Source organism: Acinetobacter radioresistens DSM 6976 = NBRC 102413 = CIP 103788, from assembly GCF_006757745.1.
Lineage (GTDB): Bacteria > Pseudomonadota > Gammaproteobacteria > Pseudomonadales > Moraxellaceae > Acinetobacter > Acinetobacter radioresistens.
Window position 1 is genome coordinate 2212618 of sequence record NZ_AP019740.1, and the last position, 26082, is coordinate 2238699.

The window sequence follows — 26082 nt, forward strand, 5'->3', positions numbered from 1 at the left end:
TCAAGTTCGCTATTTTTACTTCAGGCCAAAACTCAGGGTGTAAGAAAATTGTAGTTGAGGTTCAGTATCGGCAGTTACTTCACCCGCCTGGTTCTTAAACTTTTCTGCCGCTCCCAGTCCGACACTTAAAGTACTGATCCGTTCAGGACTGAGCCAGACATATGCTAAATCTATACCAGCACCTAAACGAGACTTGTACTCGTTATTGTTAAATTGACTGTCGAGATGTCCCAGATAGGCACCGATATAGTAACCGTTTTTAGCTTCTCCGGTGAAATAATATGGATAACGGAAGCCAACTTGGGCACCAAACGGATTATCATCGTCCAGAAAAACACCAGCTTTAGTGTAAGCAATACCATATTGATTAACCCATTCAGCATTTAGATGAAGAAGCTCCTGGGTTATCCCTGCGCCTACATTCCAGCTAGCAGCGTCCCCTGCTCCCAGCTTGGCCTGAAGTAAATTTTGGGCATGGGCAGCATTCACCAGCACAAAGAGTGCCAGTAAGGGATAGATTTTTCTCATTATTTTCTCCATTTTCCCTGTAAAAACAACAGCAGTCCAGCTGGCCTAACTCCTGACTTTAACAGAATTAATATGCTTGTTATATACAGCACTTTAGAATTTTGCTGTCTATAAAGTCAAAGAATGGGCAGCTTATTTATTTTTTACTTTATTTAAAAATAACTGATCATTCCAAATGATGATAGGCTAAAATAGCCGGTCATTTGTTCTCCCTGTACGTTTGGTCAAAGTACGCCGTATGAAGCAGCATTTCCCCCTTAAAAATGAACAGCAGGAAAAGCGGATTTATCGTAGCCGCATTTTCATCACAATGGGTATTGTGGCGTTCTTTTTACTTTTACTCGCAGGACATTACGCATATTTGCAGATTGCGCATTATGACGAGTTCAGTACAGCTTCAGATAAAAACCGTATTCGCCTGCAACCGATTGCACCTGCCCGCGGCTATATATATGACCGAAACGGTATTCTTCTGGCTGATAATTATCCGGTATTTTCAGCGACCATGAGCCGTGCAGATATCGAAGATATTGAGGCTACGCTGGCGCGTCTTACTCCAGTTTTAAGTCTGACTCCTGAAGATATTGCCCGTTTTGAAAGCCGAATCAAAGCTTCCAGAAAAACTGAACGTGTGGCAATCAAAATGAATCTGACCGAGACAGATATTGCCAAGTTTAGCGAATTAAAATATCAGTTTCCGGGAGTCAATATTGAAACCCAGATGACTCGTTATTATCCACATGGTGACCTATTTGCCCATGTTATTGGTTATGTGGGCCGGATTAATGATAAAGAACTTAAGAAAATTGATAAAGATCTGTATGCCGGCACCAACCTGATTGGAAAAATTGGTGTTGAAAAGTCCTATGAAGAACTGCTGCATGGTATTCCTGGGAACGAGTCAGTTGAGGCAGATGCACATGGTAATGTGTTACGCAATTTGGGACGTAAAGACCCGGTTCGTGGTAATGACCTTTACCTCTCTATTGATTATGGCCTGCAAGTGGTTGCCACAGAACAGCTGGCTGGCCGTCGTGGCGCCATTGTTGCCCTTGATCCTCGTACTGGTGAAATTCTGGCGCTGGTTTCCAGTCCCAGCTTTAATCCGAATTTATTTGTAACTGGTATCAGCCATACAGACTATAGCGGTCTCCGTGATAATCTGGACCAGCCTTTATATAATCGTGCCGTACAGGGAGCTTATCCTCCAGGTTCAACCATCAAACCCATGTTTGGATTAGGTGGTATTCATTATGGTTATGTCGACTGGAATACTGCTATTTCTGATCCAGGTTACTTTACTTTGCCCGGTGACAGCCACCGTTTCCGTGACCATAAAAAAACTGGTCATGGCATGGTAAATTTGCATAAAGCTCAAAATGTATCATGCGATACTTACTTTTATGTGCTTTCTTACCGTATGGGTATTGAGAAAATGAATGCCTGGATGCGTCAGTTTGGTTTTGGTGAAAAAACTGGCGTAGATCTGCCTAGCGAAAGCGAAGGTCTGTATCCTAATCCTGAATGGAAAATGCGTACCCGTAAAGCAAAATGGCTTAAAGGTGAAACAATTTCAGTCAGTATTGGCCAAGGTGCATTTACTGCCTCTCCCCTACAACTGGCTCTTGCCACAGCTATTACGGCCAATCAGGGCTCCCGGGTAACGCCTCATGTTTTACGTGAGACCCGCGGGACCAAAACTTACCATGTGCATAACGGCACCAATGGAAAAATCCAGTTTAATGGAACACCTGAAGACTGGATCAAGATGCGTGAGGCCATGGTGGATGTAATTCAAACCGGTACAGGTAAAGGAATCCGTAGTGGCCTGTCTTATCACATTGCCGGAAAAACAGGGACAGCACAGGTTAAAAGTATTGCACAAGGCAAGCGTTATAATGAATCCTTGCTTACTGAACGCCAGCTTGATCATGGCTTATTTGTAGGATTTGCACCTGCTGAAAATCCTGAAATTGCCATTGCGGTAGTTTGGCAAAATGGCCGTCATGGTGGTTCCGCTGCACAGCTCGCCCGCCCCATTTTCGATTACTGGCTGGTCAAAAAAGAGAAAAATCCGATCCGCCCAAGTGCACACCAGATCAGCGGTGGCTTGATGACTGCCGGTATTAAACCGGCAGAGCTACCTAGTGGTACTACAGGCCTCCCTTCACCTGAAACAGCATCCGGTACAAACCAGCCTGTTGTTCAATCCAATACGGTCAGCCGCGTACAAAATGTAGAGAGTGATTAAAGATGAAAAACCAGCTCCGCATTATTGGTGGTGAATGGAAACGGCGTCAACTGCCATTTGCCAGTATTGAAGGCTTACGGCCTACCCCAGACCGGGTACGTGAAACGCTGTTTAACTGGCTCATGTGGGAAATCCAGAATGTCCATGTTCTAGATATCTGTGCAGGTTCCGGTGCACTTGCTTTTGAGGCTTTATCACGCGGTGCTGCTTCAGTTGTTATGATTGAACCCAACACTATACAGGCCAGCTTCCTTCAGCAAAACCGTCAGCTGTTAAAAGCTGAAAACAGCCAGCTCAAGATTGCGACTGCACAACAGGTTTTACCTACACTTCAACAAAGCTTTGATGTAGTGTTTTTAGACCCTCCCTATAGCTTGGACTTGTGGCAGGAACTTGCTGAGCTAGCTGATCCACTCATTAAAGATCAGGCTTATATTTATGTAGAAGCAGATCGGGAGTTACAGCGGCTCCAGTTGCCTGTGAACTGGCAACTGCTTAAGCAAACTAGGGCTGGCACAGTAAGAGCCGGTCTTTACCAGAAACAGAGTAAATAACGTAGACCTAGTTCTATTGTTATGGCCGTAGGTTACGGTTTCCCTGTAAACGGCTCCCCCGACCAGACTGGATAAGATTAGGTCGTGGCCGGCCATTTTTAACATCTTCAGTCATCCGGCTGTTTCCAGCCTGTAAATTAAAATGGTACACCGGTGAAGAAGATTTTACAGACTGTTCCGGATAATCATTCATATGCGCCGCAACAGCTCCACTGAATACCGCCATGGTTAACCATAGTAAGAACAGCTGCTTCATCTTACCTCCTGAATTACTTATTAATAAAAAATGAGTATGAAAGGGTTTTATGAAGAATTAGCCAATACAATGTTGCCGAATCTTTCAGTCTCTTTAAGCTCTGCAAACTTTCTTCACTTTTTGTTCATTATTTATTTTTATATTAAATTACAGATATTTAAAATATTATTTCCAACTTCTAATTTAAAAGAAGAATTACAATGGCGTATATCAGCCCATTACAGGCCGAATGCGATTTCAACAGGGTTTAAAATAGCTTTCATTTTTATCTTTTACCCATAAATTGCTATTTTAACTAAAAAGTTACAGGACAAAGTTATATGAATATTCAAGAACAGGTAGTACTGGTGACGGGAGGAGCCCGTGGTTTAGGCATAGCGATCACTCAAGCATTAGTGAGTCAGGGAGCCCGTGTAGTAGTTAACTATATGAGCAGTCATGAAACAGCACGACAGTTACAACAAGATTTTCCAGAACAGATTTTTATTTATCAGGCTGATGTGACCAATTCTTCTCAGGTACAGGCCATGTTTAAAGCTGCTAAACAGCATTTCGGGCAGGCAGTTAACTCGGTCATCAATAATGCCTTGGTTCAATTCCAGTTTAATGGGGATGCGCGTCCCAAAATAGAAGAGCTAAGCTGGCAGACAATACAAAACCAGTTTGAAGGTGCAGTGAAGGCCGCACTAAATACTACGCAAGCTGCATTTACTGATATGAAAGCCGAACATTTTGGTCGTATTATCAATATTGGTACTAATCTGGTTCAGAATCCGGTAGTCCCCTATCATGACTATACTACTGCAAAAGCTGCATTATTAGCCTTTACTCGCACTGCTTCACATGATTTAGGGCCATATGGTATTAATGTAAATATGCTTTCTGGCGGCCTGTTACAAGCTACAGACGCCAGCCGAGCCACACCAGATGAAGTCTTTCAACTTATTGCAGCCTCTACACCACTACGAAGGGTGGTTACACCTCAAGAATTTGCAGATGCCATTTTAATGTTTTTGTCCCCATTTGCACGTGCAGTGACGGGCCAGAATCTGATTGTAGATGGTGGATTAGTTAAAGGATAAGACGACTCTGTTTAATAAATTTAGGAATACTGCTGATTTATTCAACAAGCAGACATAAAATCCAGAAAATTTTACTGCTCTCAACAGCAGTATAAACAGGAAGTCGTTACAATACCGCCCTTTTTATGCTGCATGAAAAAGTAATGAAAATTTTAGCATTATTTTCCAGCCTAATCCTTTTGACTGGCTGTTCATTTGGCTCATCCGCTGAGCTTAAACGAGCAGAGAAGCTGTTCAGCCAGTTTGAATGCAATAATATTGAAAGTACTCAGATTACTCACAGCGATATTAATACTTATCACCAGCAGTCTCTTGGAGCCACTAAAGCCAAAGTAAGAAGCTATATAGAAAATTATAAGGATGGAGAAGCAGAGCTCGATATGCCTCTTGATGAAGTTGTAGCACAACAATATCAACTTTATAAGGCGGCTTGCGAATCGTTAGGGGGAATTAGTCCAGATGAATAAAGTGGGAGAATTTATAATTAAGGTTTTAAGACTTAATATCACGCGCCTATTAAAAAATAACGGATTCTATTATTGTTAAGTTCTCTGCTGCTTATACTTGGCGCTGAAACAACATAATCACTCTTCAACCTAGTAAACTCGTTTTATTATGCTAGAACAAGCCATTAGGACTACCATTAAGATATATTTTATAGAAAACAGACTTGAGTCTGTTTTCTATATTCAGGAAAAAGTAAGCAAAATCAATTTAGATAACGTACATCAACACTGAACTTTTCTGGAAATTTAGGCTCGATATTGGCATAAAACTGCATAATTTCCTGCATATCCTGCTCATAATTTCCAGTCGGGTAAATGATTTTACCGACTCCTGCCCGTTTCTTTTGATAGTCCATATAAGCAAGCGCAATTGGAACACCGGCAGTCATTGCAATATGATAAAAACCAGTTTTCCAGTTTTCTTGCTTGGCTCGTGTGCCTTCTGGTGTTACCAGCATTACCAGATGAGGATGTTCTTTAAACAGGTCAGCCATCAGCTGCACCATACTTGCCCGGGCTTGTCCTTCTTTTTTTGGACTGCGGTCAATTCCAATACCGCCCATAGCACGAACAAACGGTCCTAGAGGAAACTTCATATAACTGTCTTTAATAGTAATACGTACATTAACCCCTAAAACTTTTAAGGCCAGCCGGGCATAAACAGCATCCCAATTACTGGTATGCGGCGCAGCAATCATTACACACTGTTCAAGACCTTGTGGCCATTGATTATCTGTTTCCCACCCCATCAGGCCCAAGCTATATTCTGCAATTTTTCTTAACACTCAAGCTTACCCACTTTCTAAAAGGAGGCAGATTCTAACAATTTATTCTGTATAAAAGAGGGAGATTCAATCTAAATTTGATCAAAATACATGCAATTAATATATATATGTATAAATTTAATTTTTATCTGATCCAAGACTAATATAAGAATAATTTGCGAAATAAAATAGCGTTATTTTAGACCTAACATTGTTTAACACTTAAATACAGATCTCTACTCGTGACACAGACTTAATACTTCTATATTGAATCTATAAAATAGCCATGTTAGAGGTAATTCTTATGACTACACCAAATGCTGCGAATGATAATCCCCATGTTCAGCATACGGACAATACTCATGAAAAATTCTCTGAAAAAGAAGAACAACAGAAAGAACAACAGCAGAAAGAAATTGATAAAGGAATTCCTCAAAAGCAGAAATAACTTTGTACCAAGCTTCTAACTTCTAGTTGACCAGATCATTCCAACATAACCAAATTAGTTAAAGACAGGCCAGTTTTGGCCTGTAACTATTTTAGTAGCATTTTATTTACAGTGTTGTAGTAATTTCTAATGATGACCTATAAGTCGAAATACTTACTCTATTAAACTACTTATATCAATTTATCTATATAAATTATTTATTCACGAACTGCCAAGAGGGAATAATGAAAAAGACTATCTGTATTTTTGCGATCTCATCTATTTTCTTTACGGCCTGTAGTACAAATGAGCAGGCTACTCAACATTCTGAAAAGGATAATGACCGACATGCTACTACTGTAATGACGCCTACTCCATCGACTTCTCGTAAAGCTCAAATGGCGGATAGCGCCCATAATGTTGAAAACTCACTCGACTGGGAAGGTGAATATGAAGGTATATTACCTTGTGCTGACTGCGAAGGCATTAAAACAGAGCTGGAATTGCATGCCGATAAAACCTATGAATTAACAGAAGAATATTTAGGTAAAGGGCCAAATAATAAATTTAAGGTACGTGGGCTGTTCCATTTTGATGCTGCTAACCCTTCTCTAGTTGTACTGGATCAGGCTGGTGATCAGCGTAAATATTTTATTGGTGAAAGCTTTGCTGAATTGCGCGATCGCATTACTGGTGAAAAAATAGATAGCAAGCTGAATTACACCTTGAAGAAAGAATTTTAAAAAAATTTATTTTAGTTCTTTAACGTCGACCAAATAAAAACCCCGCAGAAGCGGGGTTTTTTTGAATCAGCTTAAACCTTAGTGGTTAGCAAACTGGTTCATTGTGTTTTTCGCATCGTCGCCCGCTTTAAGCGCGTTATCACCAGCGAAAATTTCTTTATGATCATCACCGATATCAGAACCCGCCATTGCTTGGTGTTTCACACAAGCGATGCCACCACGGATTTCTTTGCGCTGTACACCAGCAACATAAGCCAACATGCCTTCAGAACCGAAGTAACCTTGAGCCAGCTCATGAGTAGAGAGCGCAGCTGTATGATAAGTCGGCAATGTGATCAAGTGATGGAATACACCTGCTTCACGAGAAGCATCTGCCTGGAAGGTACGGATTTTCGCATCAGCTTCGGCAGCCAGTTCAGAATCGTCATACTCAGCGCTCATCAATTTAGCGCGATCATATGCAGAAACGTCCTTACCTTCAGCAACCCAACGGTCGTAAGCTTGTTGACGGAAGTTTAAAGTCCAGTTGAACGATGGAGAGTTGTTATAAACAAGCTTCGCATTTGGAACAACTTCTTTCACACGGTTAACCATGTGTGCAATTTCTTCAACGTTTGGTGTTGCAGTCTCGATCCACAGCAAGTCAGCACCGTTTTGCAGGCTGGTTACACAGTCAAGTACAACGCGGTCGATTTGAGTACCTTCACGGAACTGGTACAGACCAGATGCCAAACGTTTAGGACGGTGTAATTTACCATCACGTTTAATCAGGATTTCATCTTCTTGAGCTTCAGAGATATCAATTTCAGTTGTATCCAGGTAGCTGATGTATTGAGAAGCGATGTCGCCTGGCTCTTTAACCACTGGGATTTTTTGAGTCAGGTCAGCGCCTTCAGAGTCAGTACGTGCAACGATGATACCGTCTTCAAGACCCATTTCCAGGAATGCATAACGAAGCGCGTGAATTTTCGCAATAAAGTCTTCATGTGGAACTGTTACTTTACCAGCCTGGTGACCACATTGTTTCGCGTCAGAAACCTGGTTTTCGATTTGAAGTGCGCAAGCACCCGCTTCGATCATTTTCTTGGCAAGCAGGTAAGTTGCTTCTTCATTACCAAAACCAGCATCGATGTCAGCAATAATTGGTACAACATGAGTTTCGAAGTTATCAATCTGGCTAGTAATTTCAGCAACTTTTGCAGAATCACCCGCTTCTTTAGCTTTATTTAAAGCACGGAACAGATCATTCAGTTCTTTCGCATCGGCTTGACGCAAGAACGTATAGATTTCTTCGATCAATGCAGGAACAGAAGTTTTTTCATGCATAGACTGGTCAGGAAGTGGACCGAACTCTGAACGAAGTGCAGCAACCATCCAACCAGAAAGGTAGATATAGCGACGTTCAGTTGTACCGAAGTATTTTTTGTTCGCAATCATTTTTTGTTGTGCGATGAAACCGTGCCAGCAACCCAAAGATTGAGTATATTTGCTAGAGTCAGCATCATAAGCAGCCATATCACGACGCATAATAGCAGCTGTATATTTAGCAATATCTAAACCGGTTTTGAAACGGTTTTGTAGTTGCATACGAGCAGCATCTTCTGGGCTGATATCACGCCAAGTGTCGCCAAATTTAGCTTTTAATTCACGTACTGCATCTATCGCTGTTTGATATGTAGTCATGATATTTTCCTGTATTCATTTTAGGAGTTCATCAATCGAGGCACTAAATCATACTCGGTATAATTTGTTTAGATTTAGAACACTTCGTTACGATGAACACAGCTTAGTGGTGATAAAAAAATTAATCCAATATTCTCCATTGATTTTCAATATTTTTTTAGAAAATACCTAGATCAAAGTCGTATTATAATTATGTTTCAATATATTACACCATTGTTTTTATTAAATTATTTTAAATAAGATTTGACTTTTAATGTTTAATATTTAGCCATTTTTTTGTTTGTTAGACTTAAGTTGAGTGCTTTTATAGTTCCAAGTAGGGCTTACAAATTAAGAGAAAAAATTATCATTCAAGGTTTTTTATAAAAATACATTTGTATATAGATTGAACTTTTAAATTTTTACTCCATTTAAAGTTAAATAATTATTCTAATCAATAAAATTGGATTTTTACTGATCAATACCTTTTAAACTTATTCAGATTATTTATCTGAATTTTTCAGTGCTTTTAGCACAAATATATTTAACTGTGGCATAATTCAATATGATTTAACATTTTTATTTTCGGTATTTATTTTATGAATCTTGAGCGGGTAGACCTGAATCTACTAATTTATCTTGATGTCCTTCTTCGCGAAAAAAATGTAACTCGTGCAGCAGAACAACTCGGGGTAACCCAGCCCGCCATGAGTAATATTTTACGTCGTTTACGTAACCTGTTCAATGATCCACTGCTGATCCGTTCATCTGAGGGTATGACCCCGACTGAACGTGCTTTAGAGTTACAGCCGCGTATTCGTGATGCGCTGGCTGATCTTTCCATGATTCTGGAGCCACGTACCGAATTTCGTCCTTATACGTCTAATCGCGTATTTCGCATTATGACTTCAGATTATGCTGAAGCAACCTTGGTACCACGTCTGGTCAAGGCCTTGCGCTCAGAAGCACCTAATGTTGTGCTGGACTTCTTAACACCAAGCGATGTGTCTTACCGTGATATGGAGCAAGGTAAAGTTGACTTGGCCATTAACCGTTTTAATGAGATTCCACAGAGTTTTCATCAGGTACTGGTGTGGCGTGACAGTTATTCTTGTCTGCTGAATAACAAGCATCCCGCCATGAACAATCTGAACCTGAAAAGTTATCTGGATGCCCAGCATATCTGGGTGTCTAAAACAGGTATGGGCGTTGGTTTTGGGGTGAATCCTGAGAAACAGGCCGGACTGGGCTGGATTGATCAAGCTTTAGAACGTATTGGCCAGAAACGCAAGATTTCAGTTTTTACCCGGCATTACCAGATGCCGGCGCTCTTGGCTGCAAATGTTGATCTGATTGCGACATTACCAACACGTATCGCACGTCTACAGGCGAAAAGCCAAAATCTGATTATTAAAGATCCGCCATTTTATATTCCTGAGTTTGAGCTGAAGATGGCATGGTGCCCGCTTTTGCATCATCACCCTGCCCATCGCTGGTTACGTCAGTTAATTTTATATGTAGCCCGTCAGATGATTGAAGATGAAAACCGAGAATTTCTGATGAATAATTCACAATTATCACCTCATTACTAGAGAGTAAATTTCTTTATTTTCTATTTTTCGGTTTATACTCTAAGGCTTAAGGAGAATTCTTATTCCTTAAGCCTTTTTTGTGTTAAAACAATTTCATAATAACGATGAATCACACAGGTGTCTTGTGAGCCTTTTTCAAAATATTGTCATCATTATTCTCCTGATCATTGGTGCAGGTTTTCTCTCATTAACTGAAATTGCACTGGCTGGCGCTCGTCGGGTCAAGCTCAAGATTCTGGCAGAATCCGGAGACGAGCGGGCAACTAAAGTTTTAATGTTACAAGAGCAGTCGGCAGACTTCTTCGCAGCTTCTCAAATTGGTCTAAATGCGGTAGCAATTTTAGGTGGTATTTTAGGTGAGGCTGCTTTCCGCCCTTATTTTGTAAATCTGATTGACCGTTTTTATGAAGGGCCCTGGACAGAAACGATAGGTTTTGCTCTTTCCTTTACGCTGGTAACTTCACTTTTTATTCTGTTCGCAGATCTTATGCCAAAACGTCTGGCCATGATTGCGCCTGAGAAAATTGCTGTTTCGGTGATTAATCCTATACAGATTTTTATCAAGGTCTGTAAACCTTTGGCTTGGTTCATTAATGCAATTGCCAATACTTTGTTTCGGCTATTTAAGGTAAATACCACCAGGGAAGATAATATTACTTTTGATGATATTTCTGCCGTAATGGATGCAGGTGCACAGGCGGGTGTCCTGCAAAAACAGGAACATCATTTTATTGAAAATGTTTTTGAGCTAGAAGAACGTAACGTACCCTCAAGTATGACCACCCGCGAAAATGTAGTGTACTTTACTTTAAAAGAGTCCGAGGCCAGCATTCGTCAGAAATTGGGAGAGTATCCCTATTCAAAATTTCTGGTTTGTAATGAACATATCGATGAAGTAATTGGCTATGTAGACGCCAAAGATATATTGGTACGAATTTTAAATAACCAGTCCCTGCTTCAACTCAATGAAAATACCATACGTACTGTATTGACCATACCAGATTCGCTAACGCTTTCTGAACTGCTTGACCGTTTTCGTTCAACCAAAGAAAAGTTTGCAGTTGTTATTAATGAATATGCTTTGGTGGTCGGGGTAATTACTTTAAGTGATATTATGATTACTGTTATGGGGGATTGGGTGACGCCACTTGAAGAAGAACAGCAAATCATTAAACGGGATAATAATTCCTGGTTAATTGATGGCAGTACCCCCATCGAAGATTTGAAACATGCCCTCGAAATTGATGAAATGCCGGATGAAGACAACTATGAAACCTTAGCTGGTTTTATGATGTACCAGCTCCGCAAGATTCCACGCCCTGCCGATGTAGTAATTTATACCAACTACAAGTTCGAAGTCGTGGATGTTGACCATTTCAAAATAGACCAGCTTCTAGTGACCCGTATGCTGGAACCAAATGCTACGCCTTCTACAGAGCAGGAATAAGAGAATTTTATAGGAATAAAAATAACAGGAGACTTATCCCCTATATTTCTCTAATTTTTTCTGCCATCTAACGTGTGGCACAAATGATTAGATAAAGAGAAATTATTTAAGCTTTACGGCTTGCTAGCTCATTTTTCTTGAGCTTAGTTGACATCATATAGCTATAAACTTAAGCAGTTGGCAAATTGGCTTAACCGCCTTAAAGCAATTAACTGGAAGTATATGATTTTCAGTTAACTGGCCGATTTAATTATGCAGTTTTTATAAATTATAAATAATTATAAAATCATATTCATAAGGACATTAAAAAAGAGCCAGCTGGCTCTTTTTACATGAAATGATTTATTGCAGATTCAGCAAAGTATCGAGTACTGCCTCATAATGAATCTGGATATCTTCTGATAAGATTTTATAGGCATTGTCAAACTGTACCATTGGCCAGCCTTCTTTCCAGAATGGAAAGATATTATGCAGGTCATGAGTCACCACTGCTTCTTCACGGGTAATTGCCTGAGCTACTTGTGCCAATACCTGAGCAGTTTGTGCCCCATCAATTGCCATATAATCGATTCCGTGTGCTTTAAGAATACGAATACGGTCTTTCTTATAGCGAATTTTTTTGGCCTGGGCCTCATTTAGGTTTAGTGCAAGGGTTACCGCTTCAACAAAATTATTTTCAAAAGCCTGATTCAGTGCAATCAGAGCATTCCGATGACTTTCCTGACGTCCAGCCTTGCCACCGGAACGAATGATTTCTTTTGCCTGTATATCTAAGGCATCATTTTTCATGGCATTTAGAATATCCAGTTTTTCAATATCGCTAAGCTGTTCGGAAGAGTGTTCAGTCATGGAAAGTCCTTGGACAATATACTAAACGCTTATTTTGACATAAAATGACTTCTGAAAATGTGATTTTAGATATGGGACCGTATTTAAATTCATGTTTCTCTCTATTTTAAATTTCATGGTGAGAAAAAACCGCCTAACGGGCGGCTTTTTAATAACAGAAATACAGATTAGAGTATTTCTACTACAACTTTGCCTACATGTTCGCCCGTATCCATTGCTGCATGAGCATCTTGTATCTGATCGAACTTAAAGGTCTGATAAATCATTGGCAAACACTCACCTTTTGCCAATAAAGGCCAGACATGCTGTTTTAGACCTTCAGCAATGGTGTGTTTTTCTGCAGTATTGCGTGCACGCATGGTCGAACCAGTAATAGTCAGACGTTTCATCATAATATGGCCAAGGTTTATTTCTTTGGCTTTACGTCCACCTAAAAAGGCCAGATAAACCAAACGACCATCTTTACGCAGCAGGTTCAAGTTACGTTCAAGATAGGGTGCCCCAACAATATCCAGTATCACGTCTATACCGCTCTTGTCAGTCTTCTCAGTAATGTAGCTTTCAAAGTCTTGGGTTTTATAATTAATCGCATCTGTCAGATGCGCAATTGCTGCAACTTTTTCATCACTGCCGACTGTGGCGAAAGTTTTAATGCCTAGTGCCTTACATAACATTAAAGCTGTAGTACCAATACCACTGGTGCCACCATGAATCAGTACAGTTTCTCCTGCTTTGGCTTTACCCATCTGAAACAGGTTAGCCCAAACCGTAAAAAATGTTTCTGGAATAGCAGCAGCCTGAACTAGGCTGACTCCTTCTGGAACCATCAGGGTCTGGGTTTCAGGTACTACACAATATTCGGCATAGCCACCACCATTGGTGAGTCCACAGACCGGATCACCTACTTTAAATTGAGTTACGTCTTTACCTACTGCTTCGACCACACCAGCCACTTCCAGACCAGGAACCGGAGTGACCCCTGCAGGCATCGGATAAAGTCCCTGACGTTGCAGGATATCTGGCCGGTTAATTCCGAAAGCATGAACCTTGACTAAAACTTCATCAGCTTTTGGTACTGGAATAGCAACACTTTCATAGGCCAGCTTTTCTGGGCCGCCCGGTTCAGTAATAATGACCTGTTGCATGGTGGTTTGCTGTGACATGATCTTTCCCTATCTGTTACTGTTCAAGTTTCTAGCTGCTATTTGAACATATAAATTTGCCACAATGAAGCTTAGCCGGATTTATGCACACATTTAAACAGCAACCGGCAGATTACCGGTTTTCACTCCACTTATTTATATTCCCCGCATAAAACATTAGCTATCAGCATACTTGTGTCTCATCCATATGAAATTAATAAAACTTTAATATGTAAGAATTTTTTAAATAACTGCTGAATCCATCTACTTGTCATTTTAGTGCTCTAGCCTTCTGGCCCGAACTATAACTAAAACTGAGGTTACTCATGAAATTTGCCAAGTTGAGCTTTACTATCTTGCTGGTTCTGGGCCTTGTCGCCTGTAATGATGATCACGACTCAAGTGGAAATAACGGCTCGAATGATACGCCAGTAGTGACTCCTCCAGCTCCAACTCCCACCGACCCAAGTGAAGAAGTACCACAACCCAAAATTTACATTGATGAAACTTTTGACCAGCTGTCCGCACTTCCGGCAGGCTGGATTGCCCCTAAAGCAAATGCGGGAAAAGTTTATATAGAAAATGGCAGCCTATTTATTGATGGCCGGGCTAATGATACCCAGATGACTTCGGTTATCTTGCCTGAAGAATTGCAGAAATTACGCGACTATCGGATCGATATTGAGTTTAGCTACCCCGAAAAAAATAATGCTACCCGCTGGGGCAGTATTATGTATCGTGCAGCTGATGCTTTAAGTGAACCGGCATTTACACCTTATTACCAGTTTGCAATCCGTGCCGAGGCAACTGGAGCAAGTGGTGTAGAACTGGCATTACGACAGCCTACCAATGCATGGAATGTTTTACAAAAAGGGGCCTATAAAGAAAATATTGAAGGTAATAAAACCTATAAAGCCACGGTAGTCGTATCCGGCAACCGGGTACGCCATTATCTGGATAATAATCTGATTCACGATACCACTTTACCTTACAACCTGAACCAGGGCGGAATAGGACTCTCAACTGCGGGTCTCTTGATGCGGGTAGATAGTATCAGGGTTACCCAACAGTTGGATGCCTTGCCTGAATCAAATAAAGTTACGCCTATAGCCGAGCAGAGCTTGCCGGTTTCTATGGCACCCACTTTGATTCAACCCGCCTCAACTCAAGGAGTGATTTCAAATGCTGTAAGCCAAGTCTATTATCAGCTGGACGATCAGTTAAATATTCTTGATGCATCCAATAAAAAAATCACTTCTCTAAAAGATTATTTGAGTGATCCTAAACGTAACACCATCCCCCTGTTCAACATTAAAAACGAGTCAACAATTGAACGTTTAAAGGTATTTTCAGATTCAGTTGATATTGCAGACATTACGTTAAGTTCAGACAACGTCGAGCTACTACGTAAAGCCCGTATCAGCCTGCCCACAGTACGGACTGCACTGGATTATTCAAAACAGCTAAACCTGACCAATAGCGTAAAAGATATTGTCACTATTACTCATAACACCAATACGGCTTTGGCAAAAATTATAATTTTACCTGAGCAGCTTGTGAATGATATCACTGTTAGCCATTTACAACGGTTATTGCTTACACCGTGGGCTTATAGCACCACTACTGATCCGGTAAAGGCTGCCAGGATTCTTACAAGTGGGGTTAATGGAATTATTGCTACCTCTCCTGATGTATTTCAGAACATCATGAAAAGTATGAAGCCAAATACTCTGCTTCGCAAACCGCTTATTACCGGTCACCGTGGTATACCGGCACTTGATGATGAAAATACTCTAGAAGGTGCATTAAAGGCCGTTGAAGTAGGAGCAGATGCAGTTGAAAACGATATCTATCTGACTACTGACGGTCATATTGTCATTATGCATGATGGGTCAGCGAAACGGACAACTGGGGTAGACCGTAATATTGAAGATATGACATTAGCTGAAGTACGTCAGCTTCGTACACTAGGCTATAACCGTACTGTACCTACTTTAGAGGAATTTCTGGACGCTTTAAAAACTCATAAGAATGTGATGCATTTTATTGAAATCAAGAGTTCCAAACCAGAAATTGTACCTGCATTAAAAGCTTTGTTAGATAAACATGATGTTTATGATCAAGTCGTGGTGATCAGTTTTAATGGGCCTCAACTTTTAAAGATGAAAAATATTTTACCGGGTGTGTCTACCGGTTTTCTAACCAACACTCCTACCGCAGAAAGCGATATAGTCAATACACGTCGTATCCTAGATGCAACGCAGCAGTATTCCTCTACCTTCAATCCATCCTATAATGGGTTGTCTACCAATTTAATGAACATGGCCAAACACCGGGGTGTAACATTCTGGCCATGGACTTTCCGTACAAATAAGGCCGATTTCAACCGGATGTATATTGCAGGAACTCATGGTTTAACCACTGATTACGCTCATGATGCATCAGACTTTGTGGTAAAACTCAAAGTCCCTGCTCAGGTTAATGCCAGTATTGGCAAGCCTGTCAGTATTCAGGGTGAAAAGATTACGCAGAAAGGCCAAGTTAGCAATGTTACTCTGAGTCAAATGCTGCTATTACCTACTTCCGGAAAATACAGCCAGAATGCGCAAGGGCAACTGAGTTTCTCTGAGAAAGGGACAGCTTACGTTATGCCGAGCTATACCTATAATATTGACACAACCAGTCAATATACAATTTATGCGCCACCTGTACAGGTAAATGTTCAATAATCTTTTTTTTAAATTAAAAACCAGACTGGTTCGCCGGTTTGGTTTTTCTGATGTATAAGTAGAAGTAATCAAATTAAAAATCTATCGATTAAAATAAAAGTTTTCAACACGGAAATTTAATATTTTTATAAGTATGGTGTTAATAAAGAAACCCGCCATTAAGACGGGTTTTGTTTAGAATAATCCAGTCCTATAGACGAACTAATTCGACAATTTTATCAGCCAGCTCTTCAACCGTATCTAAATTAAGCTCAACATCAGCACCTTCTGTAACATCTGTAATCACTACAATACCTGTTTCACGTAACAGGGTTACCTGCTCTGCCGTTAAGCCAGCCTTAGCAAGTGCAACTATGCCTTGCTGCATGAGTAAACTTTCCAGCCCTTGCGCGTGTTCAAGTACTTGTGTATTTACACTCACAACCGCAGGTTTTTGACCTAAACGTGCAGCACGGTCTTCTGGAGTAACTGGCTTGGCATTAGCCTTCCACTCAACGGCAGATTCAACCATACCTGCGCCAACTGTCACATTGCTCAGACGGTCAATAAAAATAAATGCACCGGTATAGCGGCTGTCCTGGTAACGGTCAAAGACTACAGGTGCATCAAATTCCACTGTTACATTGGCAATTGCATTAAGTTCAAGCTGTTCTACCTGAGTTTGCTCAAGCGTATTCACATTGACGCGGTAATTAATCTCGGTGACTTTGGCGGGAACAGTTTGTGTGCCTAGCTTAATATTATAAAGCTTGCCTTTTACAAGAGGCTGATCAGTCATCCATACGACGGTAGCACGTACAGAACGTGAGATTTCTGGCTGGTCACCTGCTTTAACAATCAGGTTACCGCGAGAAATATCAATCTCATCATTCAAGGTTAAAGTGACTGCCTGCCCTGCAACTGCCTGCTCAAGATTACCATCATAGGTCACGATTTCTTTGACTGTTGATCGTTTACCTGATGGTAAGGCAATGATTTCATCACCCACATTTACCGCGCCTAATGCAATCGTACCAGCAAATCCACGAAAATCCAGATTTGGACGGTTTACGTACTGCACTGGAAAACGGAATTCCTGCTTAGCAGAATTACGGTTGATCTCTACATTTTCCAGCGTCGCCATCAGGGTCTGGCCCTTATACCATGGGGTATTGGCTGATGGGTTGACTACATTGTCACCATTTAATGCTGAAATCGGCGTAAAGATAATATTAGCCGGTTTACGGTCGCCCAGCTGATTAACAAAATCATTGTACTCAGCCTGGATCTCGTTAAAACGGGCTTCAGAAAAGTCCACCAGGTCCATCTTGTTAATGGCAACAATAATATTTTTAATACCTAACAGGCTGGCGATATAGCTGTGACGGCGGGTTTGGGTCTGTACCCCATAACGTGCATCAATCAGAATAATGGCAAGGTCACAGGTCGAGGCACCGGTTGCCATATTCCGAGTATACTGCTCATGTCCCGGTGTATCGGCAATAATGAATTTGCGCTTTTCTGTTGAGAAATAACGGTAAGCGACATCAATCGTAATGCCCTGCTCGCGTTCTGCTTGTAAACCGTCAACCAGAAGAGCCAGATCCGGTGCATCCCCTGTAGTGCCGACTTTTTTACTGTCGCGGGTTACTGCCTGTAACTGATCTTCATAGATCAGCTTTGAATCAAATAATAAGCGGCCAATTAAGGTACTTTTACCATCGTCAACATTACCACACGTCAAAAAGCGTAGAAGGTCTTTTTGCTCGTGCTGTTTAAGGTAAGCCAGAATATCCTGGCTAATCAGTTCAGACTGATGAGACATACATCACGCTCCACAAATTTTTAGAAATAACCTTCTTGCTTTTTCTTTTCCATCGACCCTGCTTCATCATGGTCAATCATGCGACCCTGACGTTCGGAGCTGGTGGTTAAAAGCATTTCCTGAATAATATCCGGCAAGGTTGCTGCTGTAGATTCCACAGCCCCTGTAAGCGGATAACAGCCTAATGTACGGAAACGTACAGATTTCATTTGTGGAACTTCGCCCTCTTTCAGGCGCATACGCTCATCATCTACCATAATCAGTGTACCATCACGTTCTACCACTGGACGTACAGCAGAGAAATACAAAGGTACAAGTTCTATATTTTCAAGGAAAATATATTGCCAGATATCAAGCTCGGTCCAGTTTGATAAAGGAAAGACACGAATACTTTCACCTTTATTTACTTTACCGTTATAAATATTCCAGAGTTCTGGTCGCTGGTTTTTTGGGTCCCAACGGTGTTTAGAATCGCGGAATGAATAGACGCGTTCTTTAGCACGTGATTTTTCTTCATCACGACGTGCACCGCCAAAAGCTGCATCAAACTGGTATTTGTCCAAAGCTTGCTTTAAACCTTGGGTCTTCATGATATCAGTATATTTTGAACTGCCTTGGTCAAACGGATTGATTCCGGCATCGCGGCCTTCTTTATTCTGATGAACAATCAGATCCAGACCCAGTTTCTTCGCCATCTCATCACGGAACTTGATCATGGCACGGAATTTCCAGCCGGTATCTACATGCAGTAACGGAAAAGGAAGCTTAGCTGGATAAAATGCTTTCATAGCCAGATGAAGCATTACCGCAGAATCTTTACCAATAGAATACAACATCACCGGATTTTCAAATTCGGCAGCAACTTCACGAATAATGTGAATGCTTTCAGCTTCAAGCTGTTTTAGATGTGTAAGTCTTTCCTCAGTTGGAGGAACGATTGCCATAACAACTCCGGATGTCTATCTTGATTAAAACTTGGATCGATGCTTATTACGCATCTGACGAACTATATTCATTATAGTGATTTGCCAGTCTGGGCTATTGCTTCTTTTGTGATATGTATATTCTTGGTTTTCATATAAGAAGTTATAAATTGTGCATTAAATAAAACCTATACAATGAACTAACTGGGTTCATCAGTTATTTAGAATAGCGAACAATAAAAAAGCCTGCATTTAGCAGGCTTTTCTTTTAGACACAACTAGCGAAATGCTGCCCAAGCACGATCCAACGGAAACTCGATTCCGACTGATACACCGGCATCATTACCATTCGCATCTGAATCACTTAGCCAGCCATTCAGTTTTAAAGGAATATCAGGCTGCATATAATGGGTCCAGGTTAAATCGACTGCCTTAATTTCATCATCCTGTGCAAAAGCTAAATTATTTTTCGCACCTCGTTCAGATTGATTAACTTTTGCAACCAGGGCGCGTCCACTTAAACGGTTCATAATATCAAAGCGAATATCTCCACCAATAGAGACCATTTGAGCATCGCCTCCCAATGCGTGTCCTAAAGGATAGCCATGCTGATAGTAACCGTCAGTATAAGTACTATGAGTATAAGAAACACCTCGAACCTCGCCGTTGGTTCGAGTATCTGCCCACTCGGCATAAAGTTGAAATGGCAGGTTTTTATAGACGGATGAGTAGTCTACACCAGCTAAATACATTTTCTTTGATGGCAAGCCTCCAGCTTCATCCTCACCCACATACTGACCGTAAATACCTACCGGTGTATTTAAAAGTGGTATAAGATTCAGACGTACATCAAATCCTGCAAGCTGGTTAGAAGGATCAGGCTCACCTGTTCCCCCATTATCTTTATTACCAACGAAAGCATCCCAAAGCGAACTTAAACTTTCTGGACGGCCCTCTCCTCCCCACTGGATCATTCGGGATGCCCCCAATTCGAGATAAGGTAAAGGCTGAGCTGTCAGACGCAGTCCAATCAGTTTCGCATCTGGTACTGCAGAGTAATCATCAAGTTGACCTGCGAACGCCTGATACTGCCAAGGCCCAATCCATGAAAGTAATGGTGTTTCAAAAGAATCTTGTACTGCACGCTGAGCAGTAACACCAATAACAGGACGACTAGCATCACCACGAATCAGACTGCCATCATGTCCTGGTCCCCACCAGCTTGGGATCTGACCGGCAATTACCCACTGATTCCAGAGTTTACCAGCAATATAGGAACCTTCGACATTAATATCCTGTCCATTGTCAATTTGCGGATCTTTCTCTGCATTCACCCGGACTTTCGCATCCCAGTTTTCTCCTCCTGCATTGAATTCAAGCGCGGCCTGATACTGGGCTTTCTGTTTGTCGCCGAAAGCTTGTGGTAGAACCTTCTGGTCAGTTTCAGCAAATAGCCCGGCTTTTAGCATATTATTGTCAGCTTTTAGAGTATTGAGTACAGAATCAATTACTTTTTGCTGAGTAGTATTTTTGATATTAGCTTGTGCAAGAGCGCGTTGAATTTCATCTCCACTCAGCGGCCAAGTTGAAGTACTGATCTGAATTACACCTTGTTGGTTTAACCAGTTCAGATCAGTACGCAAATCTTGGTTATTGAGGACCAGACCTTGTGCCCAGACAGGAGAAGACAGGACCGATAAAAGGGAAAGGCCCAAAACTTTTTTTAAAAACATTGTAGTGTCATGCTCAGGTGTAATTATTGTTACCAACCTTAAAGATTTCGTTTAGGTTTTTCAACATTGTAAATTCGGCTATTTACATATCTATAACTAAATCTTGGAATATAAAAAAGCCTGCATTCAGCAGGCTTCTCTTTATTTTAGTAATCAGACATCTTTACGACGCATGTGTGGGAATAAAATTACATCACGAATACTTGGCGCATCTGCAAAAATCATTACCAGACGGTCAATACCAATTCCCTCTCCGGCGGTTGGTGGCAGGCCATATTCTAAAGCTTCAATGAACTCTGCATCATAGTGCATTGCTTCATCATCACCTGCATCTTTCTCTTCAACCTGAGCCTGAAAACGCTCTGCCTGATCAATCGGGTCATTCAGCTCTGAAAAGCCATTGGCAAGTTCACGACCACCGATAAAAAATTCGAAACGGTCTGTAATATGGGGGTTATCATTATTACGGCGTGCCAATGGAGAGGTTTCTGCCGGGTACTCAGTAATAAAAGTCGGCTGGCGCAGTTTGGTTTCTACTGTTTCTTCAAAAACGATTGTTTGCAGCTTACCTAAACCAAAACCAGCTTTCACCTGTTCTTTAAGTTCTTCCCGAACAAATTTTGCCAAGAATTCCCGGTCATTAACATTTTCTGGTGTAAATTCCGGATTATGCTCAAGAATGGCATCAAACATCGAGATTTTCTTGTATGGCCCTTTGAAGTTAAAAACTTCTCCCTGATAAGGCACATCGGTTGTTCCCAGAATATCGAGCGCCAGTTTTTCTAGCATATTCTCGGTCAGTTGCATCAGGTCTTTATAATCTGCATAAGCCTGATAAAACTCGATCATAGTAAATTCCGGATTATGTCGGGTCGATACCCCTTCATTACGAAAGTTACGGTTAATCTCAAATACTCGTTCAAAGCCGCCCACAACCAAACGTTTTAGGTAAAGCTCAGGCGCAATACGCAGAAAGAGTGGCATATCCAGCGCATTATGGTGAGTTTCAAACGGACGTGCTGAAGCACCACCAGGAATGACATGCATCATCGGCGTCTCAACTTCCATGAAACGTTCACTGTTCAGGTAACTACGGATGCCTGCAACAACTTTGGCACGAATTTCAAATGTTTTACGGGTTTCTTCGTTAACAATTAAATCCAGATAACGTTTACGATACTTAACTTCAGTATCGTTTAAACCATGAAACTTATCAGGCAATGGACGGAGCGATTTGGTGAGTAATTCAAAATGTTCGATATGAACATAAAGATCTCCTTTACCTGAACGCCCAATGTAACCTTGTACAGCAATAATATCACCAAGGTCCAAGCCCTTAATGCTTGCAAGAGTCTGTTCATCTAATTCTTTACGTGCAACATAAAGCTGAATACGGCCAGTCATATCCTGAATGACAATGAAGGAGCCACGATTCAGCATCACGCGCCCTGCTACAGACACATAAACTTTTTCACCAGCTTCAATTTCTTCTTTGGTTTTGCCAGCAAAAAGATTCTGTAGATCCTGCGCATAATGTTCACGTTTAAATGTATTTGGCCAAGGACTCTTACCAGTCTCTTCGGCCTGCTCTTTGATCTGTTTTAGTTTGGCATGACGCTGTGCAATTAAATCGTTTTCGGAAATAGTGTGTTCAGAAGTCGATTGAGCGTTATGTTGCGTCATCTCTGCCTCGATTCAAGTATAAAAAGAAGTCACATAGCATAGCAGATTGGTTACATTTTTCGTATGCCTTGCATCACGCTAAAGCAAAATAATTTCATCAATGCATTTTACTTAGACTTTGATCTAATCTAGACCAATAGCTAACAGCCAAGCGACAGGCGCAAAATTAAACTACCTACCGGAAGGGACAAGAAAAGATAACGGATATCTTGGATATTTCTGGATAGCGATTTGAAGTAAATTAAATGAATAAGTGCACATTAAAGATATTATTTATGCATGGGCTGGATTCCTCACGGGAATCTACCAAGTTCCATGCACTTCAGTCAGAAAATAAATGCTGTATTACAGTGGACTATCGTAATCTGAATTATCAGACAGTTGCTCACTTTTATCAGGAAATAATCCAGAAAATTCAGCCTGATGTGCTGGTAGGACATAGCCTGGGTGCGTACTGGGCATTAAAGATGTCGGCCTTATTCAAGCTACCGGCACTGGTTGCCAATCCCAGTTTGAAACCACAATTCCGGACAGATTATCCATCTATTAATGAGACAGATCTGGATTCTGATGCACCCAAAATTGCATATCTTGAACTGGGTGATGAAGAGCTGAATATGCTGGAAGCACAAGAATATCTGGAACAGTTTATGCTAGTTGAAGCAGTAGAAGGCGGTTGTCACCGCCTGTCTAATCCGGATAATTTAAATCAGCTGTTGCATCATCTGGAGAACCATTTTTTGCAACCTATCTGAATTATCCGGCTTTATAAGAATAAATTTTAGGCGACTTGTGCTTCAGGCTGGGTACGTTCATCCAGAACAGACCAGATATTAACCCCTAAATCACTATGTAAATCTGGCAGGTCAAGTAAAATACTTGCTCCAAGAATATGATGCTGACATTTTTCAGCAAGCTGTTTTACAGCTTTTAAAGTACCGCCTGTAGCCAGCACGTCATCAACAATAATAACTTTCTGTGGTGCAATACCATCAGCCATTTCCAGACGGTCTACGCCATACTCAAGACTATAACCAACACCCACTACTGGAGGCGGCAATTTGCCAGCTTTACGCACCAGTAATAAACCTTTATTTAAACGCTGGGCTAAAAGACTGGCCAAAACAAAACCACGTGCTTCTACCGCCAGGAAACTGTCGACTTCATTTAGCGCTTCAGCCGGAATGCTAGCAATTAAAGCATCTGTTAAAGCGGCAATATTCTGCATGAATAAAGGTGTCAGGTCGTAAAAACATATACCGGGCTTAGGGAAATCTTGTACCGTGCGGATATGAGTCCACAATGTTGTATGCAAACTGGTCATGGGAGAGGATCTGAAAAAACGAAAAAGAATGCATGAATTTTATGCTTTTATTCAGGTTATAGCCAGTTATCTAATGCAGAGTATTCAGTAATCAAAAAAATAAAAAATATAAGTGTCTGAATTTAATTAATTTTAATTAAAGGTATTTCTAAATAAAATTTTACCTATCTTTAAAATAAATGAATCATCGCTGCCCAGCTAGTAGACTATGGTCTTATTATCTAGGCTTCTCCTTTTTTAGTCTCATGTCTGTTATCAGATATTTTATTAAAAATAATGACTGATCCTATATTTGATATTTGATATTTGATATTTGATATTTGATATTTGATAATTTTAAAACAATTAATATTTTTATATCCTTACAGATTCAGTCATTTAGGAATAAATAGTACAAAATATTGCCTGTTTGCCCCTCCTTTTGACCTACTCTGCCATTACCTCAGTTTTCAAACTGGTTAAACTCCGGTATTTGCTTTACTTTGACTGCTGAACAGCGTAAAAATTTATGGCAAGATGAACATTCCTGAATGTTTATAATTTTAAAGATTTAACAATAGCTGCTTGTTTTTCCTGCCAGGTCTTTTGGCCCAGCAGTTTTGGAGATACAGATGAAGAAGTACCAATGCATCGTTTGTGGTTGGATTTATGACGAAGCTCAAGGTTGGCCACAAGATGGCATCGCACCGGGAACAAAATGGGAAGATATTCCGGATGACTGGACCTGCCCGGATTGTGGGGTATCTAAAGCAGATTTCGAGATGATCGAAGTTTAAATAATACTAAGACCATGCCCGACATGGTCTTTTTTACATCGAGCATAATTTATTGAACATGGAGAAAAATATGGACCCTATCGTCATTATCGGCTCAGGGATGGCAGGCTATACCCTTGCACGGGAGTTCCGTAAATTAAATACTGAACAGGAACTTGTGATGATTTGTGCCGATGATGCAGTAAATTATGCTAAACCGACTCTTTCAAACGCCTTGGCAGGTAATAAATCACCTGAACAGATTCCATTGGGTGATGCACAGAAAATGGCGGCCCAGCTCAATATGCAGATTGAGACCTTTACTTGGGTAAAAGAAATTCATCCTGAGCAGCATGAACTGCTCATTGAAAAAGATCAGCAGTCCCGAAAGCAGAAATATTCCAAGCTGATTCTGGCCGTTGGGGCTAATCCGGTTCGCCTGAATATTGCCGGGAACGCCAGTGAAGATATTCATGTCGTAAATTCATTAATCGACTACCGTACATTCCGTGAAAATCTGTCATCGCGTAAAGATAAGCGTGTTGTGATTTTAGGTGCGGGTCTAATTGGCTGTGAATTTGCCAATGACTTGCAGCATACCGGACACGGCGTTACTGTGATTGATCTGTCCTCACAACCGCTTGGCCGTTTATTACCTCAGCATGTGGCCAGTTCATTCCAGCATAAACTGGAACAGGCCGGTATCAAGTTTGTGTTTAATACTACTGTAGAGCAGGTTAATAAAATTGAAAATGATGACTATGTTGTGAGTCTTGCAAATGGAAAAGTATTGGAGGCTGATATCGTGCTTTCTGCAATTGGCTTGCAGCCAAACCTTGAACTGGCGAAAGCAGCCCAGATTCAGACCAGTCGCGGTATAGTTACAAATGGCCTGCTGGAAACCAGTCAGCCTGATATTTATGCCGTAGGTGACTGTGCCGAGGTAAATGGAACCCTGCTCCCTTATGTCATGCCGATTATGCAACAGGCACGGGCTCTGGCTAAAACCTTAAATGGTGAGCATACTCACGTCCATTATCCGGCTATGCCCGTTGCAGTAAAAACTCCGGCTGCCCCTCTTACTGTTCTTCCTGCCCCTTTAGATATTGAAGTCTCCTGGGAAAATGAAGAGCTTGAAGATGGTCTGATTGCCAAAGCTGTAGATGCTTCAGGAACATTACGCGGTTTTGTTTTACTTGGTCCAACAGCAGGCAAGCAGCGCCTGAACCTGGCAAAACAGGTCCCTGACTTGATTCCGCCTCAAGTTTAGCGCATAAATAAGCAGAGTGATTTTCAGTCAATACCGCTGTTTCGGGAGATAAGTGGTT

23 protein-coding genes are annotated in these 26082 nt (G+C 41.1%); 12 read left to right on the forward strand and 11 right to left on the reverse strand.

What is annotated here, in order from left to right; translation table 11 throughout:
- Positions 1–15: 15 nt before the first annotated feature.
- Positions 16–528, reverse strand: a complete 513-nt coding sequence (locus tag ACRAD_RS10405; protein WP_005019112.1) for a hypothetical protein — start codon at positions 526–528, stop codon at positions 16–18.
- 238 nt (positions 529–766) lie between these two features.
- Between ACRAD_RS10405 and mrdA the strand changes: the two genes are divergently transcribed.
- The gene (gene mrdA / locus ACRAD_RS10410; RefSeq protein WP_005027265.1) at positions 767–2779 is read left to right on the forward strand and encodes a penicillin-binding protein 2; all 2013 of its coding nucleotides are present in this window, start codon (positions 767–769) and stop codon (positions 2777–2779) included.
- 2 nt (positions 2780–2781) lie between these two features.
- Positions 2782–3333: a 16S rRNA (guanine(966)-N(2))-methyltransferase RsmD gene (gene rsmD, locus ACRAD_RS10415; protein ID WP_005027266.1), complete on the forward strand. Its 552-nt coding sequence runs from the start codon at positions 2782–2784 to the stop codon at positions 3331–3333.
- 19 nt (positions 3334–3352) lie between these two features.
- Here rsmD and ACRAD_RS10420 read toward each other — a convergent pair whose 3' ends face one another.
- Complete coding sequence (locus ACRAD_RS10420; RefSeq protein ID WP_005027268.1) at positions 3353–3589, reverse strand: hypothetical protein; 237 nt, start codon at positions 3587–3589, stop codon at positions 3353–3355.
- A 320-nt stretch (positions 3590–3909) separates the two neighbouring features.
- Between ACRAD_RS10420 and ACRAD_RS10430 the strand changes: the two genes are divergently transcribed.
- Together ACRAD_RS10430 and ACRAD_RS10435 are read left to right on the forward strand one after the other, a co-directional pair.
- Positions 3910–4671 carry a 3-oxoacyl-ACP reductase gene (locus tag ACRAD_RS10430; RefSeq protein ID WP_005027272.1) on the forward strand — a complete coding sequence of 254 codons (762 nt, stop codon included), beginning with the start codon at positions 3910–3912 and terminating at the stop codon, positions 4669–4671.
- Positions 4672–4814: 143 nt separating this feature from the next.
- Positions 4815–5138, forward strand: coding sequence for a hypothetical protein (locus ACRAD_RS10435; RefSeq protein ID WP_026055455.1), 324 nt, complete (start codon positions 4815–4817; stop codon positions 5136–5138).
- Between the two features lie 242 nt (positions 5139–5380).
- On the opposite strand, the gene ACRAD_RS10440 is transcribed toward ACRAD_RS10435, so the two are convergent.
- The gene (locus ACRAD_RS10440; RefSeq protein ID WP_010699851.1) at positions 5381–5962 is read right to left on the reverse strand and encodes a 1-acyl-sn-glycerol-3-phosphate acyltransferase; all 582 of its coding nucleotides are present in this window, start codon (positions 5960–5962) and stop codon (positions 5381–5383) included.
- 283 nt (positions 5963–6245) lie between these two features.
- Between ACRAD_RS10440 and ACRAD_RS16505 the strand changes: the two genes are divergently transcribed.
- Positions 6246–6389 carry a hypothetical protein gene (locus ACRAD_RS16505; RefSeq protein ID WP_005019096.1) on the forward strand — a complete coding sequence of 48 codons (144 nt, stop codon included), beginning with the start codon at positions 6246–6248 and terminating at the stop codon, positions 6387–6389.
- Between the two features lie 224 nt (positions 6390–6613).
- Positions 6614–7111, forward strand: a complete 498-nt coding sequence (locus ACRAD_RS10445; protein WP_005027279.1) for a copper resistance protein NlpE — start codon at positions 6614–6616, stop codon at positions 7109–7111.
- 78 nt (positions 7112–7189) lie between these two features.
- On the opposite strand, the gene ACRAD_RS10450 is transcribed toward ACRAD_RS10445, so the two are convergent.
- On the reverse strand, positions 7190–8794 hold the full coding sequence (locus ACRAD_RS10450; protein WP_005027281.1) for an isocitrate lyase: 1605 nt from the start codon (positions 8792–8794) through the stop codon (positions 7190–7192).
- A 578-nt stretch (positions 8795–9372) separates the two neighbouring features.
- Between ACRAD_RS10450 and ACRAD_RS10455 the strand changes: the two genes are divergently transcribed.
- Together ACRAD_RS10455 and ACRAD_RS10460 are read left to right on the forward strand one after the other, a co-directional pair.
- Positions 9373–10365: a LysR family transcriptional regulator gene (locus ACRAD_RS10455; RefSeq protein ID WP_005019090.1), complete on the forward strand. Its 993-nt coding sequence runs from the start codon at positions 9373–9375 to the stop codon at positions 10363–10365.
- Between the two features lie 124 nt (positions 10366–10489).
- A complete protein-coding gene (locus ACRAD_RS10460; RefSeq protein ID WP_005027283.1) occupies positions 10490–11812 on the forward strand; it encodes a hemolysin family protein in 1323 nt (440 codons plus the stop codon).
- A gap of 342 nt (positions 11813–12154) precedes the next feature.
- Here ACRAD_RS10460 and ACRAD_RS10465 read toward each other — a convergent pair whose 3' ends face one another.
- Together ACRAD_RS10465 and ACRAD_RS10470 are read right to left on the reverse strand one after the other, a co-directional pair.
- Positions 12155–12661 (reverse strand): hypothetical protein, encoded by a 507-nt coding sequence (locus tag ACRAD_RS10465; protein WP_005027286.1) that lies wholly within the window; start codon positions 12659–12661, stop codon positions 12155–12157.
- A gap of 167 nt (positions 12662–12828) precedes the next feature.
- Complete coding sequence (locus tag ACRAD_RS10470) at positions 12829–13824, reverse strand: NAD(P)H-quinone oxidoreductase (protein WP_005027290.1); 996 nt, start codon at positions 13822–13824, stop codon at positions 12829–12831.
- 305 nt (positions 13825–14129) lie between these two features.
- On the opposite strand from ACRAD_RS10470, the gene ACRAD_RS10475 reads away from it, so the two are divergent.
- Positions 14130–16532: a glycerophosphodiester phosphodiesterase family protein gene (locus tag ACRAD_RS10475; protein ID WP_005027292.1), complete on the forward strand. Its 2403-nt coding sequence runs from the start codon at positions 14130–14132 to the stop codon at positions 16530–16532.
- A 190-nt stretch (positions 16533–16722) separates the two neighbouring features.
- Here the strand turns inward: ACRAD_RS10475 and cysN are convergent, their stop codons facing one another.
- The 4 genes from cysN to lysS all read right to left on the reverse strand — a co-directional run bounded on the left by cysN (position 16723) and on the right by lysS (position 22675).
- Complete coding sequence (gene cysN / locus ACRAD_RS10480) at positions 16723–18336, reverse strand: sulfate adenylyltransferase subunit CysN (protein ID WP_005027294.1); 1614 nt, start codon at positions 18334–18336, stop codon at positions 16723–16725.
- Between the two features lie 20 nt (positions 18337–18356).
- The gene (gene cysD / locus ACRAD_RS10485) at positions 18357–19280 is read right to left on the reverse strand and encodes a sulfate adenylyltransferase subunit CysD (protein WP_005019079.1); all 924 of its coding nucleotides are present in this window, start codon (positions 19278–19280) and stop codon (positions 18357–18359) included.
- A gap of 257 nt (positions 19281–19537) precedes the next feature.
- Positions 19538–20992, reverse strand: a complete 1455-nt coding sequence (locus tag ACRAD_RS10490; protein WP_005027295.1) for a capsule assembly Wzi family protein — start codon at positions 20990–20992, stop codon at positions 19538–19540.
- 153 nt (positions 20993–21145) lie between these two features.
- Positions 21146–22675, reverse strand: a complete 1530-nt coding sequence (gene lysS / locus ACRAD_RS10495) for a lysine--tRNA ligase (protein WP_005027297.1) — start codon at positions 22673–22675, stop codon at positions 21146–21148.
- A 245-nt stretch (positions 22676–22920) separates the two neighbouring features.
- Here lysS and ACRAD_RS10500 point away from each other — a divergent pair, with 245 nt between their 5' ends.
- Positions 22921–23430, forward strand: a complete 510-nt coding sequence (locus ACRAD_RS10500) for a YqiA/YcfP family alpha/beta fold hydrolase (protein WP_005404380.1) — start codon at positions 22921–22923, stop codon at positions 23428–23430.
- 26 nt (positions 23431–23456) lie between these two features.
- Here ACRAD_RS10500 and ACRAD_RS10505 read toward each other — a convergent pair whose 3' ends face one another.
- A complete protein-coding gene (locus tag ACRAD_RS10505; RefSeq protein ID WP_005027299.1) occupies positions 23457–23999 on the reverse strand; it encodes an adenine phosphoribosyltransferase in 543 nt (180 codons plus the stop codon).
- A 611-nt stretch (positions 24000–24610) separates the two neighbouring features.
- Here ACRAD_RS10505 and rubA point away from each other — a divergent pair.
- Together rubA and ACRAD_RS10515 are read left to right on the forward strand one after the other, a co-directional pair.
- Positions 24611–24775, forward strand: coding sequence for a rubredoxin RubA (rubA, locus tag ACRAD_RS10510; protein WP_005019074.1), 165 nt, complete (start codon positions 24611–24613; stop codon positions 24773–24775).
- A gap of 70 nt (positions 24776–24845) precedes the next feature.
- Positions 24846–26024 (forward strand): NAD(P)/FAD-dependent oxidoreductase, encoded by a 1179-nt coding sequence (locus ACRAD_RS10515; RefSeq protein WP_005027302.1) that lies wholly within the window; start codon positions 24846–24848, stop codon positions 26022–26024.
- Positions 26025–26082: the final 58 nt, after the last annotated feature.